At 33.2% G+C, this 16,661-nt stretch carries 17 protein-coding genes and 1 pseudogene; 11 read left to right on the top strand and 7 right to left on the bottom strand.

Annotation, left to right across the window (positions count from 1 at the left end):
- Positions 1–22 precede the first annotated feature (22 nt).
- The 10 genes and pseudogenes from THEYE_RS04140 to THEYE_RS04095 form a co-directional block, all read left to right on the top strand.
- Positions 23–1,810, top strand: a pseudogene (locus THEYE_RS04140) (AAA family ATPase); the annotation flags it as partial.
- Positions 1,811–1,888: 78 nt separating this feature from the next.
- Positions 1,889–2,446 (top strand): hypothetical protein, encoded by a 558-nt coding sequence (locus THEYE_RS04135; RefSeq protein ID WP_012545265.1) that lies wholly within the window; start codon positions 1,889–1,891, stop codon positions 2,444–2,446.
- Between the two features lie 92 nt (positions 2,447–2,538).
- The gene (locus THEYE_RS04130) at positions 2,539–3,699 is read left to right on the top strand and encodes an ImmA/IrrE family metallo-endopeptidase (RefSeq protein WP_012546117.1); all 1,161 of its coding nucleotides are present in this window, start codon (positions 2,539–2,541) and stop codon (positions 3,697–3,699) included.
- Complete coding sequence (locus THEYE_RS04125; protein WP_012544978.1) at positions 3,672–4,178, top strand: DUF4411 family protein; 507 nt, start codon at positions 3,672–3,674, stop codon at positions 4,176–4,178. Before THEYE_RS04130 ends, THEYE_RS04125 begins: the two co-directional genes overlap by 28 nt.
- 157 nt (positions 4,179–4,335) lie before the next feature.
- Positions 4,336–5,082 carry an outer membrane protein assembly factor BamD gene (locus THEYE_RS04120; RefSeq protein WP_012546017.1) on the top strand — a complete coding sequence of 249 codons (747 nt, stop codon included), beginning with the start codon at positions 4,336–4,338 and terminating at the stop codon, positions 5,080–5,082.
- On the top strand, positions 5,083–5,718 hold the full coding sequence (locus THEYE_RS04115; protein WP_012546750.1) for a precorrin-2 dehydrogenase/sirohydrochlorin ferrochelatase family protein: 636 nt from the start codon (positions 5,083–5,085) through the stop codon (positions 5,716–5,718).
- Positions 5,708–6,637 carry a Gfo/Idh/MocA family protein gene (locus THEYE_RS04110; RefSeq protein WP_012545905.1) on the top strand — a complete coding sequence of 310 codons (930 nt, stop codon included), beginning with the start codon at positions 5,708–5,710 and terminating at the stop codon, positions 6,635–6,637. Before THEYE_RS04115 ends, THEYE_RS04110 begins: the two co-directional genes overlap by 11 nt.
- 5 nt (positions 6,638–6,642) lie before the next feature.
- Positions 6,643–7,743, top strand: coding sequence for a DegT/DnrJ/EryC1/StrS family aminotransferase (locus tag THEYE_RS04105; RefSeq protein WP_012546476.1), 1,101 nt, complete (start codon positions 6,643–6,645; stop codon positions 7,741–7,743).
- Positions 7,725–8,870, top strand: coding sequence for a lipid-A-disaccharide synthase (gene lpxB / locus THEYE_RS04100; RefSeq protein ID WP_012545666.1), 1,146 nt, complete (start codon positions 7,725–7,727; stop codon positions 8,868–8,870). Before THEYE_RS04105 ends, lpxB begins: the two co-directional genes overlap by 19 nt.
- A complete protein-coding gene (locus THEYE_RS04095; RefSeq protein WP_012545427.1) occupies positions 8,852–10,108 on the top strand; it encodes a 3-deoxy-D-manno-octulosonic acid transferase in 1,257 nt (418 codons plus the stop codon). Before lpxB ends, THEYE_RS04095 begins: the two co-directional genes overlap by 19 nt.
- On the opposite strand, the gene THEYE_RS04090 is transcribed toward THEYE_RS04095, so the two are convergent.
- Positions 10,098–11,120 (bottom strand): potassium channel family protein, encoded by a 1,023-nt coding sequence (locus THEYE_RS04090; protein ID WP_012546063.1) that lies wholly within the window; start codon positions 11,118–11,120, stop codon positions 10,098–10,100. The two genes, THEYE_RS04095 and THEYE_RS04090, sit on opposite strands and share 11 nt — an antisense overlap.
- Before the next feature lie 60 nt (positions 11,121–11,180).
- Here THEYE_RS04090 and THEYE_RS04085 point away from each other — a divergent pair, with 60 nt between their 5' ends.
- Positions 11,181–11,834, top strand: coding sequence for a DUF8548 family protein (locus THEYE_RS04085; RefSeq protein WP_012545105.1), 654 nt, complete (start codon positions 11,181–11,183; stop codon positions 11,832–11,834).
- Here the strand turns inward: THEYE_RS04085 and THEYE_RS04080 are convergent.
- The 6 genes from THEYE_RS04080 to rpsP are packed head-to-tail and all read right to left on the bottom strand — an operon-like array spanning position 11,831 to position 16,618.
- On the bottom strand, positions 11,831–14,323 hold the full coding sequence (locus THEYE_RS04080; protein ID WP_012546251.1) for a carbamoyltransferase HypF: 2,493 nt from the start codon (positions 14,321–14,323) through the stop codon (positions 11,831–11,833). The two genes, THEYE_RS04085 and THEYE_RS04080, sit on opposite strands and share 4 nt — an antisense overlap.
- A 3-nt stretch (positions 14,324–14,326) precedes the next feature.
- Entirely contained in the window at positions 14,327–14,932 is a 606-nt protein-coding gene (locus tag THEYE_RS04075; RefSeq protein ID WP_012546482.1) for a ribonuclease HII, read from the bottom strand.
- Complete coding sequence (gene rplS, locus THEYE_RS04070) at positions 14,929–15,291, bottom strand: 50S ribosomal protein L19 (protein ID WP_012545830.1); 363 nt, start codon at positions 15,289–15,291, stop codon at positions 14,929–14,931. Before rplS ends, THEYE_RS04075 begins: the two co-directional genes overlap by 4 nt.
- Positions 15,272–16,039 (bottom strand): tRNA (guanosine(37)-N1)-methyltransferase TrmD, encoded by a 768-nt coding sequence (gene trmD / locus THEYE_RS04065; RefSeq protein WP_012545349.1) that lies wholly within the window; start codon positions 16,037–16,039, stop codon positions 15,272–15,274. Before trmD ends, rplS begins: the two co-directional genes overlap by 20 nt.
- A gap of 58 nt (positions 16,040–16,097) precedes the next feature.
- On the bottom strand, positions 16,098–16,328 hold the full coding sequence (locus THEYE_RS04060; protein WP_028841925.1) for a KH domain-containing protein: 231 nt from the start codon (positions 16,326–16,328) through the stop codon (positions 16,098–16,100).
- 53 nt (positions 16,329–16,381) lie between these two features.
- Positions 16,382–16,618, bottom strand: a complete 237-nt coding sequence (gene rpsP / locus THEYE_RS04055; RefSeq protein ID WP_012545141.1) for a 30S ribosomal protein S16 — start codon at positions 16,616–16,618, stop codon at positions 16,382–16,384.
- Positions 16,619–16,661: the final 43 nt, after the last annotated feature.

The raw sequence follows: 16,661 nt of genomic DNA, 5'->3' as shown, positions 1-16,661 counted from the left end.
ATCTTTAACAAATAAAGCTTCGGAGATAAGAAAAATTCTTAATATTACTAATCAACGAGAGTTTGATAAAACCTTACTCGGAAATAAAATAAATATTTTAGGTGAGAATTACAAAAAATATATATTAAATGATAAGGATTTAGAGACTAAATTAAATACTTATAGAAATGAAAGAGAATACAAAACTATTGATAACATTACAGTTCATTTAAAAGTAAATGAATTAACCAATAGGACTAATAATGTACTGAATAAAAAAATATCCGTACAACGAGTAATACAAAAATTAAGAGATAACCCTAAGTTGAATAATTGGGTCAGAGAGGGTATTGATTTACATAAAAACGAGAAACAGTGTCAATTTTGTGGGAACAATTTACCCGCTGATCTTTTTGATAGATTAAACAAGCATTTTTCAAAAGAATTTAATGAATTAATAGACGAGATAAATCTGCTTGAGAAAGAAATAAATGAATATAAAAATAACTTACAAAAAATTGAACTTCCTGACGAAGCAAGGTTTTATGAGGAATTCCATGATAATTATAGAATAAAGAAAGAAGAGTTGAAGAAATGTATAGAATCTATCAAAGAAGAAAAGATAACTTATTTGCTTAAGAAATTAAAAGAAAAAAGAAATAAGCCATTTGATGTTATTGATAAGATATCTTTAGGAAATATTGAAGATGAGATAGATAGCATACTGAAAGAAGTAAATAATTTAATAAATCAAAATAACAAAAAAATTCAAGGACTATCTGAAGAAAAAAATAAGATTAAACAAGAATTACTTAATCACTATTCTGCATTGGCGATTCACGACTTGGATTATCTTAATAAGAAAATAGAAATAGAGAAGTTAACTAAAGAGTTAACTAATAAAAATATAGAAATGGAATTAATTACTAAAGAAATTGATAAATTTAAAAATGAAATAATTAGATCAAATATTGGAGCAGATAAAATTAATAAATATTTAAAAACTTTCTTCTCAGATGATCAGCTTTATTTAAAAGCACTGAATGATGGCACTTATCAAATTTATAGAAATGAAAATATTGCTAAAAATTTAAGTACAGGTGAGAAAAACATTATAGCTTTAATCTACTTCATAACTAAATTAGAGGAAACCAGTTTTAATATTAATGATTCAATAATATTTATTGATGATCCGGTGTCAAGTTTGGATAGTAATCATACTTTCAAAGTATATGGTTTTTTAAGCGAAAAAGTTTTGAATTGTAAACAATTATTTATTACAACCCACAATTTTGATTTTTTTAATTTAATAAAAGATTTGATTAAAAGTGATCCTGTAGGGACAATAAACAGACAAACTAAAGAGCAAAAAGAAAATTTTTATTTAATAAAGAAGGTATGCATTAATAACCAAAGATGCTCAATAATTGAAAATCTGCCTGTTATTCTGAAAAGATTTAAATCTGAATACAATTATTTATTCAGCATTCTTGAAGATTTTAAAGGATTAGAAGATAAATCAAGTTTTGAATTACTTTATCTTCTACCCAATATAGCCAGACGATTTATAGAAGCGTATTTATTTTATAAGTACCCTGATGGTAAAAAATTTAAAGATAAATGTAACAAATTTTTTACTAATTGTGAAGAAACAACAAAAAAATCTACACTCAAAGTTTTGGATGAATATTCACATGAAGAAAATCCAGAGCATATACAAAAATTCCCTGATATCAATGAAGTAGAAACTTGTGTAATAACAATTTTAACTCAATTACAGAATAAAGATAGAGAACATTATAATGCTTTGTGTGAGTCATTGATAAATTAATATTTTGCAAATTGAAATAAAATGTTATCAGGACAGATGTTGTTTAAAATTTAGGATTAAATCTTGGAGGTTTTGGTTATGACTACACGACTAATTATAGAATGTGAGGAAAAGTGTCTTCATGATTTAGAAGATATAGCCACTTTTCTTAAAGACCTTGTTTATCTTCATGATAGATTAGCGCTTCTTGCCCCTTATAATCTTGAAAACCTTAAGACATTTGAAAATATCTATGTTTCTGATTATTTTTATAGGAGATTCACTCGCCCTTTGTCAGAAGCCGATAAATTAAAGGTTTATCATATTCATTTACATTCTCCTTTATCAATTGAATTGGCTTTAGGCATTGCAATAGGGTTTCCAGCCGCTGCAAAGGCATTTGTTGAATTTATAAAAATAATTAGAGATTGGGAATATGATAAAGAAATGAAACAATTAGAAGTTATGAAATTAAAACTTGATATAGCCGAAAAAATCAAAGACTATAAAGATGAATTAGGCATTGCTAACATTGACAAAATAAGTCCTCAATTGAAAAAAGAACAAATTATTGAATTATTAGAAAAAGATGTCATAAGGCTAACACGGTATGAGGTAAAGATTAAAGAGGTGAGTATTAAAAACCCTCATAGATAATAAAAAGTTTGATTTTGAAAATTATCATGAGAATCTTCAATTTAAATGCTTGTTCAATGGGGAAAAAAGTTGTAAAATAAGGAAGGAAATTTATGAGCAAAATAGATATTAATAAAGAAATTTTAATATGGGCAATTAATAGAAGCGGGCTAAACCTGGATATTATAAAGAAAAAATTTCCCAAAATTGATAAATGGCTTAATGATGAAGATAAACCTACCATTAAGCAGGCAGAACAGCTTGCTAAGATGCTTTATATACCATTCGGAATGTTTTTCACTCGCGCTCTACCTGAAGATGAAATCACAATTCCATTTTTTAGAACAAAAGGAGAACAAAGGAAATTAAGCCCTGAACTGATTGATACAATTCACATTATTAAACAAAGACAGGATTGGATTAAAGAATACTTTTTACAAACAGGTAATGAACCCCTTGATTTTGTAGGAACGGTTAGTCTGGAAGATGACATTAACGATGTATCAGCTAAAATCAAAAATAGATTAGGTTTAAAAGAAAATTGGGCAGCGGTTTTCAATACATGGCAACATGCATTCAATTATTTTAAAGAAGCTGTAGAAGAGATAGGTATTTTTGTGATTATTAATGGAATAGTTGGTAATAATACTCGCAGGAAACTGGATGTTCAGGAGTTCAGGGGATTTGTTATTACTGATAAACTTGCTCCGTTTGTTTTCATAAATGGACAAGATGCCAGAGCAGCACAAATTTTTACTCTTGCTCATGAATTGGTGCATGTCTGGCTTGGCAAAAGTGCTATTTTTGACTTAAGAGAGTTGCTTCCAGCAGATGATAAAACTGAACAATTTTGTGACCGTGTTGCTGCAGAATTTTTAGTTCCTCAAAATGCTATTAGGGATATATGGGAAACCTATAAGGATGATGAAGATAAATATCAGAAACTTGCAAAGCATTTCAAAGTTAGTGAATTGGTTATAGCACGCAGAGCATTAGATATAAATTTGATTAATAAAGAACAATTTTTGAATTTCTATAAATACTATTTAAATAAAGAAAGAATTAAGTATAAAGGTGGGGATTTTTATTTGGTGCAGTTACAAAGGGTGGGAAAAAAATTTGGTCAAATTGTATACCTCGCTGTTAAAGAAGGGGCTCTTTTATATAGAGAAGCCTATAAATTAACAGGATTATATGGTGAGATTTACGAGAAATTTACGAAGAAATTATTTGAAGGAAAAACTGAGTGGATAGAGAAGAAACTTACCTTTTAGATGCAAATGTATTCATAGAAGCAGCAAGACGCTATTATGCTTTTGATATTGCTCCACCTTTTTGGAAAGCATTATCAGAATTTGCTGAAAAAGGTAAATTAATCAGCATTGATAGAGTTAAAAATGAACTCCTGAGAGGTAAAGATGAGTTATCTAAATGGGCAAAGGGAAGTTTTTTTGAATGGTTTAAATCAACAGATGACGATTTTATTCTAACAAGTTATAGAAGAGTTATAGAATGGGCAGAAAATCATTCACAATTTACTCAAGAAGCCAAAAAAGAATTTTATGATGCTGAAAATGCAGATGCATGGCTTGTTGCATATGCTTTAAGTAACAGAAATATAATAGTCACACATGAAGTCTATAAACCCGATGTTAAAAAGGAGATACCTATCCCAAATATTTGTAGGGATTTTAGAATAGAATATATAGATACATTTGAGATGTTAAGAAGGTTGAATTTCAAATTTAAATAAAAAATTTCTGAAATCAGTTAAGCAACATCTCATCTGCGGAGATAAAATAGTGGAACAATACAAGAGTTGAACATATCGAATCCCTCCAAGACAGATGAAAAATTTGTAAAGAAAGACTGCTTGACTAAACTGAATATTTAAGGTTTTAATAAATGTTATGAAAATTTTGTTTAAATTTCTTATCATTACTGCTATTGTTTCTCTGCTTCTCAGTTGTGGTGGGAAAGAAGCTGTTAAAAAAGAAGAGTTTGATCCCGTTGTTTATTTAAAAAAAGCTGATGAACTTGTCAGTAAAAAAGAGTATGAAGAAGCAAGAAAGCTTCTCCTTGAAATAAAAAACAGGGAATCAGCTAAGGAATATGCACCTCTTGCCCAGCTTAAGATAGCTGATTCATATTTAAAAGAAGATGAACCTGAGCTGGCAATTACTGAATATAGAAGGTTTATAGAGCTTTACCCTGAATCTACTTATGCTCCCTATGCCCAATATAGTATTGGAATGGCATATTTTAGACAAATAGAAGGACCTGAAAGAGGTGCTGGAACAGCCCAAAAAGCACTAAATGAATTTTTAAAACTTGAAAAAATGTATCCAAGACATCCCTATGGGGATATTCTTCCTTTAAGAATTCAAAAATGTAGAAATATTATAGCAGAAGGGGAGCTTATAATTGGCAAGTTTTATCATAAAAAAGGTTCTTACACGGCTGCTATTGGAAGATTTGAAGGAATTGTTAAAAACTATCCAGATTTCAAAAATCTGGATGAAACTCTTTATTTGCTTGTAGATTCATACAAAAATCTTAATATGTTAGACAAAGCAAAGCAATATTTAAAACTTTTAAAAGAAAAATTTCCAGATAGCCAGTTTGCAAAAAAGGCAGAAGGATTCAGATTTCAATAAATGGCTAAGCTTTTCCCCATTCTTGCAGACATAAAAGGTAAAAAATGTGTTGTTATTGGTGGCGGAACTGTTGCTGAAAGAAAGATAAAAGCTCTGCTTAAATACGGAGCTAACATAACATTAATAAGTCCTGAAATTAGTAACAACCTCAAAGAAATAGTTCAAAAAGGGAAAATAGATTACATAAAAACTGAATACAAAAAAGAAAACATTAAAGATGCTTTTTTAGTAATAGCTGCTACATCAAATGAAAAATTAAATGCTCAGATAACAAAAGATGCTAAATTCTTGGTAAATTGTGTTAGCGGGCAATCTAATCTGAATACTAACGGGTTACTCTATAATGTTCCAGCAATTCTCCATAAAGGAGACTTAACCATTGCTGTTTCAACTGAGTTTCCAGCATTGAGTAGAATTATAAGGGACGAAATCTCAAAATTATATGGCAGAGAATTTGCATTATATTTAAAATATCTTAAAAAACTTAGGAAGGAAATTCAGAAGACAATCCCTGATATTAAAAGAAGACAGACAATTTTTAGGAAAATTGCATCAAAGAAAATTGTGTCAATTTTGAAACAGTATGGTTTTAAAGAAGCTAAAAAGGAGATTGAAAAAATAATAGATGAAGTTTAAAGTCGCAGTTATTGGTGCAGGATATTTTGGTCAACGACATATTAAATTACTTGCTCAAATGCCTGATGTTGAGATTGTTGGTATTGCAGATAAAGATATTGTAAAAGCTAAAGAAATTGCGCAGCAGTATAACTTAAAATATTGCTCTGACTATAAAGATTTATTAAAACCAGCTCAAATATTTTTCGTTGTAACTCCAACCATTACTCATTTTGATATAGGAATAGAATTAATAAATGAAGGGAAAGCTATTTTTATAGAAAAACCTTTAACCGAAAAACCTGTTTTTGCAGAAAAACTTCTCAATGAAGCAAGAAAAAAGAATGTAATAATTCAAGCTGGATTAATAGAAAGATACAATCCTGTAATAAAAACTCTTGTTGAACATCTAAAAAATCCTGTTTTTATTGAGGCAGAGAGAGTATCTCCTTTTCTTGGCAGAGCAACTGATACTGACGTTACCTATGACCTTATGATACATGACATTGATTTAATATGGATGTTACTTAAAAACTTAGGAAATTTTAAATTAAAGGATTTAAAAGCCTTCAAACAGAACATGGTAACTTCAAAGATTGATTATGCTAATGTATGGATGGAGTTTGTTGATACTAATTGTAATGTTAAAGCTCATCTTACAGCAAGCAGGATTTCTTCTGTTTTCAATAGAAGAATATCCATTGTTCAGCAGAATAATGTTTTATATGCAGATTTGATAAATAAGACATTAACAGAGGTTGACAATACAGGGAAAGTTACTGAAATTCTTATAAAAAATAAAGATTCCCAGCCTCTATATGAGGAAATAAGAGATTTTTTAAATTCTGTAAAACAAAAAAAGCTTTCTCAATATGCACCATCCCCTGAGGAAATAATTGAAGTGATAGAAGTAATAGATAAGATAAACGGAGGGAAATAAGATTTATGAAACCATTTATTGACCTACAGGCACAATATGGAAACATCAAAGAGGAAATACTAAAATGTATAAATGAGATTCTTGAAAGCTCTCATTATATACTGGGTGAAAATGTAAAAACTTTTGAAGAAGAAGTTAAATCGTATCTTGGAGTATCTGAAGCCATTGGAGTCGCATCAGGAACAGACGCCCTTCATTTAGCCCTCAAAGCTTTAAATATTGGAAAAGGAGATGAAGTAATAACAACTCCCTTTACTTTTTTTGCAACAGTTGAGGCTATCCTTTATGTAGGAGCAAAACCTGTTTTTGTTGATATTGAAAAGGATACTTATAATATTGACCCTGAAAAAATTGAAGAAAAAATCACACCACACACAAAAGCTATTATTCCAGTTCATATATTTGGTGCACCGGCAGATATGTTGAAAATTAATGAAATTGCTCAAAAATATAGTTTAAAAGTAGTTGAAGATGCTGCGCAGGCATTTGGTGCGAGAATTGGCAATAAAAAAATTGGAAGTTTTGGAGATGTTGGTTGTTTTAGTTTTTATCCAAGCAAAAATCTGGGATGTTTTGGTGATGGTGGGATGGTTGTAACAGATAATGCGGAAATAGCACAAAAAATAAGAATACTCAGAAATCATGGTTCTCCCGGTAGATACATTCATGAAACAGTGGGTTTAAACTCAAGGCTTGATGAGATTCAGGCTGGAATTTTAAGAATAAAACTTAGATACATAGAAGAATATAATGAACAAAGACGAAAAAAAGCCTTTCTCTATACAAAACTTTTAAGTGATGCTGTAATCACACCCAAAGAAAAGGATAATAACTATCATGTATATCATCTTTATAGTATACGCTCAATTTTTAGAGATAAAATAAAAGAAACATTGGCAAACTATGATATTCCTTCAGTTATTTATTATCCTTTACCATTACATTTACAGAAAGCTGTAAGTTTTTTAGGATACAAAGAGGGAGATTTTCCTGTTTCAGAGGCTGTTTCAAGAGAGATTCTGTCTTTGCCAATATATCCTGAACTTCCAGATGATGAAGTTTATGAAATATCACAAATCATATTAAGATGCCTCCAAAACTCTTAATAGTTGCGGGAGAATCATCAGGAGAACTCTACGGTTCTTTGCTTGCTTCTTATCTGAAAGAAGACTTTGAACTTATTGGTTTAGGCGGAAAACATATGTCTCGGGCAGGGATTAAGCTTATTGGAGAAGTTACTCATTCTTTTGGAGTTCTTGAAGTAGTAAGTCAATTAAGAAAAATTAAAAAAAATATGGATGTTGCAATAAAAGCTTTGAAAGATGTTCAGGGAGTTATATTAATTGATTTTCCAGATTTTAATCTCAGGCTTGCAAAAAAAGCGAAACAATCCGGTAAAAAGGTTCTTTACTATGTAAGTCCTCAAATATGGGCATGGAGGAAGGGGAGACTAAATATTATTAAAAGAGTTGTAGATTACATGGCTGTTGTTTTACCCTTTGAAGAAGAGATATATAAAAAAGCAGGTATTCCAGCTCAGTTTGTAGGACATCCTATATTTGAAGCGATGATTGAAGAACTAAAATCTGATTCTGAAGATTTCATAATTCAAAATAAAAAATTATTGAAAGATAAATTTGGAATCAAACAGGATAATATAATTACTCTCATGCCTGGAAGCAGACCTTCTGAAATAAAGATGAAAATGCCCCTAATGTTGAGCCTGATAAACTACTTTGATAGACAGAAAACTCATTTTATAATACCAAAAGCTCCTAATGTTGAATTTAATGAAGAAACTCTTAAAAAGCTCACATCCTTTGGAAATGTTACAATCTTTAATGAACAATCCTACACAGCCCTTGCAATGAGTGATGCCGCAGTAATTACATCAGGCACATCAACTCTTCAAGCGACATTACTAAAGGTTCCAATGATAGTTATTTACAGAGTAAATCCCTTTTCTTACATAATTGGGAAAATGTTTATTAAAGGAGTCAAACATATTGCTTTGCCAAATGTAATAGCTGATTTTATGAATGTAGGAGACACAAGAGTTACAGAGTTTATTCAAAAAATTGATGTTGTAAAAATTGTAGAAAACATTAACCTGTTGCTTCATGATACTGATTATAGAGGAAAAATTATCAATTTTCTTGATAATATTAGAAGATATTTTATCAACAAAAAAGCATCAGAGAACGTTGCCGAAATATGCAAACAGCTTTTTTGATATACAATCTTTTATATTTAGTTGCATTAATATTTTTTCTCCCATTGGAATATTTTAAAAGACCTACCTTTTTAAGAAAAAGATGGATAAAAGAAAAATTTGGATTTTTAGAAGAAAAAGAACAAAATTTGCCTAAAATATGGATTCATGCAGTCTCAGTCGGAGAAGTAATTGCAGTATCAAGAATGATTAGAGAACTCTCTGAACATTATAAAATAATTCTAAGCACAATTACTGATACCGGACAAAAAGTGGCACAGGAGAGGTTTAAAGATTGCAATGTGAAAGTAGTTTATATGCCTTTTGATATTTCATGGGCTATTAACAGATTTTTAAAATATTTTAGTCCAGTGGCTATTATTCTTACTGAAACAGAACTCTGGCCTAATTTAATAAGAATTGCAAGCAAAACTACTCCTATAATCCTTGTAAATGGAAGGATGAGTGATAAGTCATTTAAAGGTTACTATAAAATTAAATTTTTTATAAAACATCTACTTAAAAAGCTAAGCCTTATATGTGTTCAGGAAAATTCATACAAGGAAAAATTTATAACTCTCGGTGCAGAGGAAGAAAAAATTCATGTTACAGGAAATATGAAATTTGATATTGAGCTAAAGACAATTAACTTTCCATGGGAAAATAATATCCCCCATCCTGTAATTCTTGCAGGAAGTACCCATGAACCTGAAGAGGAAATTATTTTAAATTCTTTTATAAGTCTCGGTATCAATGGAACTCTAATCATTGCACCAAGACATCCCGAGAGATTTGGTGAAGTTGAAACTCTGATAAATCGCAAAATTGCACAATCACTCACAAAGATTCAATTTTCAAAATTAAGTGAAATAAAATCATTCTTCAGCCCTCGGACATCAGCCTTAATTCTGCTTGTTGACCAGATGGGTATTCTTGGTTCACTCTACCGTATCTGTGACATTGCTGTTGTAGGTGGAAGTTTTATTCCACACGGTGGACAAAATCCTCTTGAACCTTCATACTGGAAAAAACCTATAATATGCGGTCCTTATATGCATAATTTCCCCTTTATTGAGGAATTCATAAAAGAAAAAGCCTGCTTAATGGCTGATAAAGACTCATTAATGAATGTTATGAGAGAGCTGGTGAAGAATTATGAACTTAGACAAACAATAGGCAATAAAGCTTATCAACTTTTTTTAAATAAATCAGGTGCTACAAAAAAAACTCTTAAACTACTTAAAAAATTCATCCCTTAGCAAGAGTTTCAAGCAATAAAAGTTTATCAATTTGTCCTATTACAATTAAGGTATCTCCCTCTTTAATCAAAGTCTGAGATGTAGGGTTGAATTTCATTCTTCCATCTGCTCTTTTTATTCCAAGTATAATTACTCCAATATCCCTCCCTATTCCACTCTGAGCAATTGTTTTCCCGATAAGAGTTGAACGGTGAGAAACTTCTATTTCCTCTATCTGAATTTCAATATGTTCAGAACGAGTTGCAAATTCAAGAAAATCAACAACAGTAGGTCTCAAAACAGTGTGGGCAATTCTTAATCCACCTATAAAATAGGGTGATACAACTTTATTTGCTCCTGCTCTTTTAAGTTTAGGCTCTGCTTCCTTATCAACTGCTCTTGCCACTATAAACATATTCGGGTTAAGCTCCCTTGCGCTCAAAACTACATAGAGATTTTCTGCATCAGATGGCAATACTGTAATAAGCCCAGCAGCCTTTTCAATACCTGCAGATTTTAAAACTTCGTCATGAGTGGCATCTCCTTCAACATATATAATATCTTCATCTTCAGGCAAATTAGTCTTATTTTTCTCAATAATTACAACAGGAATGTTGTTGGCTTTGAGTTCTTTAACTATAATACTACCCATTCTACCGTAGCCACAAATAACATAATGCCCTGATATGTTTTCAACTTTTTTTCTCATTTTTCTCTTTTTGAAAACCTCCTTTATTTCACCTTCAATTAATATTTTTGCTCCTACTGTCAGAGTATATGTAAAAACTCCGAATCCTGTAAGTATTAAAATAATAGTGAAAATTTTACCATTCTCATCAAGCTCTTTAACCTCTTTAAATCCAACTGTAGCGAGGGTAATTACTGTCATATAAAGTGCATCAATAAACCGCATATCCTCAATAATCATATATCCAAATGTGCCAAAAAGAAGGATACTCACAAGAAGAATGGATACAAAAACAAACTTTCTGTGAATAAGATTAACAATCGCTATATAAATTACTGGCAACATAGGCTGAAATAAATTATAGCACAATGGACATTCATTAGAGTTATACTATTTGTAGTAAACGTGCTGGAGCTAATCAAATCCTATATTAGCGATTATGATGCCCTTAAGGAAATTGCTGAAAGATGCCTTACTACTGAAAGGTGGAATGGCAATGTTCCCCTAATCTTACTTGATGCAGCAATTACATCTGTTGGAGTGAATTATTTTCAAGTAGTTGTTCCAAAGGTAAGAGAGTTTGAAAAAGAGTTTATAAAAACTGGAAAAGTCAATTCTCTGTCAAACTTAGCCAATTTTAACTATGAAGAAGCCTTCCACATATGGAAAAACAGGCGTTCATGGCAGGTTGCGAAGGAAATTGCTAAGTATCTGTCAACTCTATCGAACAACGATAAAGAAGCCTTAAGAACGTGGGCTAAAAGCTCATCTCTTTCAAACTGGAAATCCGACCCTATTGGAAAAATAAAGGGAGTTGGGTTGATAACCTATCAATACTTAAGAATGATGGGAGGCATTGACACAGTTATGCCAGATAAAATTGTAAAGAGAGTCATAAACGAAATCCTCATAAAAGCAGGCGAAAAACCTTTATATGATGATATAGCGTTCATTCATAAAGTTGAAACCCTTGCCAAACAGACAGGTTACCGTGAGGTAGAGCTATGCTTTATGACTTGGTTTAAAGATAATTCTGAAAGAATACCCCAGATGCCTTAAGTTTTAATTCTCTTCCCAACAATGTAAGCTTGTCCAAGAGATATGCAGGCATCGTTGCTGGGAACATTTACGTGATAAAGAGGTTTTATGCCAAGTTTTTTTAAAGCTTTTATGGTTTCCCTTATCAAATAGGCATTCTGGAACACTCCTCCACTTAAGCCAACTGCATCAAAGCCAAATTTTGCTCTGAAATGCTCTGTGAGCTCAAGGATAATTTTTACGATTGTATTGTGAAATTTCCATGAAATAAAGGAGATTCCTCGCTTACGCTCGGAATGACCAATCGGCTTGGCTTCAGATTTTAAAAAATCCTTTACAATCTCTCTAATCATTGGCTTGTAGTCTATAACTAAAGCCTCTCCCTCAAGGGAGTTCACTAATTCAAAGGGGTAGCAGTCCCTCTCAGAAAACTCCGTGCCCTGCTCTATTAGACTTTCAAGGGCTACTGCTGCCTCTGCTTCATGGGTGTTGTAATGGCATACACCAATCAGGGAAGAGACACCATCAAAAAGTCTTCCCATACCTGATGAAAGGGGACTGAATTGAAAAAGTCTCTTTATTTTAAGTATTTGCCTGATTTTTTCTTCTGAAACTACTTTATAAAGAGGCAGTTTCTTTATCAAATCCATATCCTCACCAAAAGTATCATCAATCAAAGAAAGAGCAATTCTTGAACATTCTTTTATAGCATTCTCACCTCCTGGAAGGCTTATAGGTTTTAGATAAGCAAGTCTCTGAAAATCCTTAACAGTGCAGTATAAAAACTCACTTCCCCAGATTGTGCCGTCTGTTCCATAGCCTGTGCCATCAAAGGCAATGCCAAAAAGCTCATTCAGTCCGTATTCTGCCATTAAGGAGGCAATATGGCAGTAGTGATGCTGAAGGGCAAAAGCAGGAATGCATTTTTTTTCAGCATACTCCTTTGCCCAGCTTGTTGAAAAATACATGGGATGAAGGTCATGCCCAACTGCCGATGGCTCTGTGCGATAAACGGATTTGAGATTGTTTAAAACCTCCTCATAAAACTCTATTGTTTCAAGGTTTTCCATATCACCAATATGCTGACTCATTATGGCATAGTCTGATTTTATCAGGGTAAAAGTATTCTTCAGGTCAGCACCAGCACCCATAACTTCGGGCAACTCCTCCGTTAAAGGTATTGCCTTTGGAACAAATCCCCTTGTCCTTCTTATGAAATAGATTTTGCCTTCAAGCTCTCTTACCACAGAGTCATCCACTCTCATGAATATTTCTCTGTTGTGTATGAGGAAAGCATCTGCCACATTGTTGAGTTTTTCAAGAGCCTCTTCATTTTTTGTAATAATCGGCTCTTCAGAGATGTTTCCACTTGTCATAACAAGGCAATCAAAATGAGGCTGAAGACTGAAGTCCGAGGTCCGAAGGGCTGAGTTGTCCTTGTAAGGCTGAGTAGTATCTGTTTTACTGTCATTCCGAGGAGCGTTAACGACGAGGAATCCCCTCCTACCCTCCTCTGTCATTCCGAGGAGTGAAAACGACGAGGAATCTCCTACTTTAGCTGGATAATAAAACAGCAAATAATGAAGTGGTGTGTACGGCAACATAAAGCCAAGATAGGCATTCTTTAGTGCTAATGCCTCTGGAAGATTGCACTGGGGCTTTTTTCTTAATAGAACTATAGGACGCATGAGAGATATAAGAATTTTTCTTTCCTCATCGCTTACAAAGCAGAATTTTTCAATAGCCTCAACAGAGGGAGACATGAGTGCAAAAGGCTTGTTGCTTCTTTTTTTTCTCTTCCGCAATTCTTTAACTGCCTCTTCATTTCTTGCATCACAGCAGAGATGAAAACCTCCGAGTCCTCTTATTGCTAAAATCTTACCTTCTTTTATGACCCTAATGGCTTCTGGAATTGGATTTTCAATTTCATTCAAAGCACTGCCTTCCTTTACAAAAAGCCTTACCTGAGGACCACAGACCGGGCATGCATTGGGCTGAGCATGAAATCTTCTGTTACTTGGGTCTTTGTATTCACTTAAACATTCAGGACACATTTTAAACACAGCCATCGTTGTGTTTGGTCTATCATAGGGAACTTTCATGGTGATTGTGTATCGGGGACCGCAGTTTGTGCAGTTTATGAAGGGATAGAGATATCTCCTGTCAGTAGGAGTAAAAAGCTCTCTCAGACAGTCTTCACATATGGAGACATCTTCTGAGACATGGGTAAATCCTGTTTCGTCAATACTTTCAATTATTTCAAAGGTTTTATAATTGTTTGGTGAAAGCTCAGTTTTTTTAATTGAGTAAATCTTAGCAAGCGGAGGAGGATTATTTTGAAGTTTACTAATAAACTCTTCAACTCTTTCACCCTCAATCTCAATTGTCACACCTTTTGAGGTATTTGTAACAAAGCCTTTTAGATTAAGATGTTGTGCAAGATTATAAACAAATGGTCTGAAGCCTACTCCCTGAACAACTCCCTTGATTTCAATATGAAGGCGTTTCATGTATTAGAATAACATTAACTCTCTTACAGGTGAGAAACTTTTTCTATGAATTGGGCAGGGACCGAATTTTTTCAGGGCATTTAGATGTTCTTTTGTGCCGTATCCCTTGTGTTTATCAAAACCATACATTGGATAGGCTTCATGATACTGCCTCATTATTCTATCCCTTGTTACTTTCGCTACAATGCTTGCAGAGGCTATTGAGGCGCTTTTCCGGTCTCCCTTTATTAGGGCTTTTTGGTCTACTTTTAATGCCGGTAACTCTACGGCATCTATTAATAAAAGCTCTATTTCTCTGCCGAGATTTTCAAATGCCTCCATCATTGCAAGACGAGTTGCTTCAAGAATATTAACTCTATCAATCAAATCTACATCAACTATGCCAATGCCTACAAAGGCATGCTTAATTATTTCTTGAAAAAGGCTTTCTCTTTGCTCATGACTGAGTTCCTTTGAATCCTTTATGCCTTCAATAAAAACACTATCCCTGAAACTTACGCATGCTGCGACAACAGGTCCAGCAAGACATCCTCTTCCAGCTTCATCAATTCCTGCAATTAAGTTATAACCTTGAAGCCGAAAAGACTCATCAAAAGCAAAAAGGCTCATGCCTTTTGATAGTCTGTTTTTTCTTTAACCTTTGCCTCTTTACCCTTCTTTGTTCTCAGATAATAGAGTTTTGCTCTTCTTACATCTCCTCTTCTTACCAGTTCAATTTTGTCAATTATAGGGCTATGAAGAGGAAATACACGTTCTACACCTACTCCAAAGGAGATTTTTCTTACTGTAAAGGTCTCCCTTAATCCTCCGCCTCTACGGGCAATTACAACTCCCTCAAATACCTGAATTCTCTCTTTGTCTCCCTCTTTAACCTTTACATGAACTTTTACGGTATCACCAGGTTTAAAATCAGGAATATTAGACTTTTTAAATCTTTCCTCTATGGCTCTAATTATTAACTGGTTCATGGGCATCCTCCAGAATTTTTTTATTTATTTCAGAGCAAAGCTCCTTTAGAATTTTCATATCCTCTTGAGATAAGTTCTTCAACAAGTCAGGTCTCTTTTGAAAGGTAGTTCTCAAAGCTTCCCTTCTTCTCCAGAGAGCTATTTTTTTATGGTCTCCACTTAAAAGAATCTCAGGCACTCTCATTCCTTCAAACTCCTCAGGTCTTGTATAATGTGGATAATCCAAAAAACCTTTCATAAAAGAATCCTCTTCTGATGAAAGCTCATCTCCCAGTGCTCCGGGTAGCAATCTTACAATACTATCTATTATAACCAATGCTGGCAGTTCTCCACCACTTAAAACATAATCACCAATAGATATTTCTTCGTCAATGAAAGACTTAATTCTCTCATCAATTCCCTCATATCTTCCACAGATAAAGGTCAATACAGCCTCTTCCCTTGTAAACTCCAGAGCTAATTTTTGATTAAATCTCTTTCCCTGAGGAGAAAGTAAAATTATCTTCCTCTTCTTCCCATCGCTTTTTATGTGCTTTATGGCATTAGAAAAAGGCTCTATCTGCATAACCATGCCTGCTCCGCCACCATAGGGGTAGTCATCAACTTTTTTATGCTTATCTGTTGTAAAATCCCTTAAATTATAAACCTTCACCTGAGCAATCCCTCTGTTTAAAGCCCTTCCAACAATGCCATGCTTCAAGTAGCATTCAATAAATTCAGGAAATATGGTCAAAACTTCAAATATCATAAAAATCAAAAGAAAAGGGCGTGTAAAGCACGCCCTTTATTTAATTCACTTAATTGGACTATTCTAAGATTTCAAGGACGCATCTTTTGCCAACTTTTGTTCCAGCTGCGCCTAAGATTGTCCTCATAGCCCTTGCAGTTTTACCCTGTTTTCCGATAACCTTACCAAGATCGCTTGGAGCAACTCTGAGTTCATAAACAGTTGTTTTTTCACCCTCAATCTCAGTAACCTTAACCTCCTCTGGTTTGTCAACCAGTGACTTAGCCATTGTCTCAATGAGTGTCTTCATGCTCATGTTCTAACCTCCGTGCAAAAAGAGTAGTAAATACCCAAATGGGTATGTTAAGCAGAAACGCGTTCAATCAACTTTTTTACAGTATCCGAAGGCTGTGCACCCTTGTCAATCCAGTAATTAACCCTTTCCATATTCAGGTTAACTTCTGGCGGGTCTGTTTTAGGATTATATGTTCCAATAATCTCAATAAAAGGTCCATTCCTTCGGGCTTTTGCATCAGCCACAACAACTCTGTAGAAAGGCTTCTTTTTTGCTCCCAATCTCATTAGTCTTATTCTAACCAATTTCAACCTCCAAAAAATATTAATCCTATAACTTTTAAATATA

The sequence above is a fragment of the Thermodesulfovibrio yellowstonii DSM 11347 genome, from assembly GCF_000020985.1.
GTDB lineage: Bacteria > Nitrospirota > Thermodesulfovibrionia > Thermodesulfovibrionales > Thermodesulfovibrionaceae > Thermodesulfovibrio > Thermodesulfovibrio yellowstonii.
This window is presented reverse-complemented; position numbering and strand designations above follow the sequence as displayed.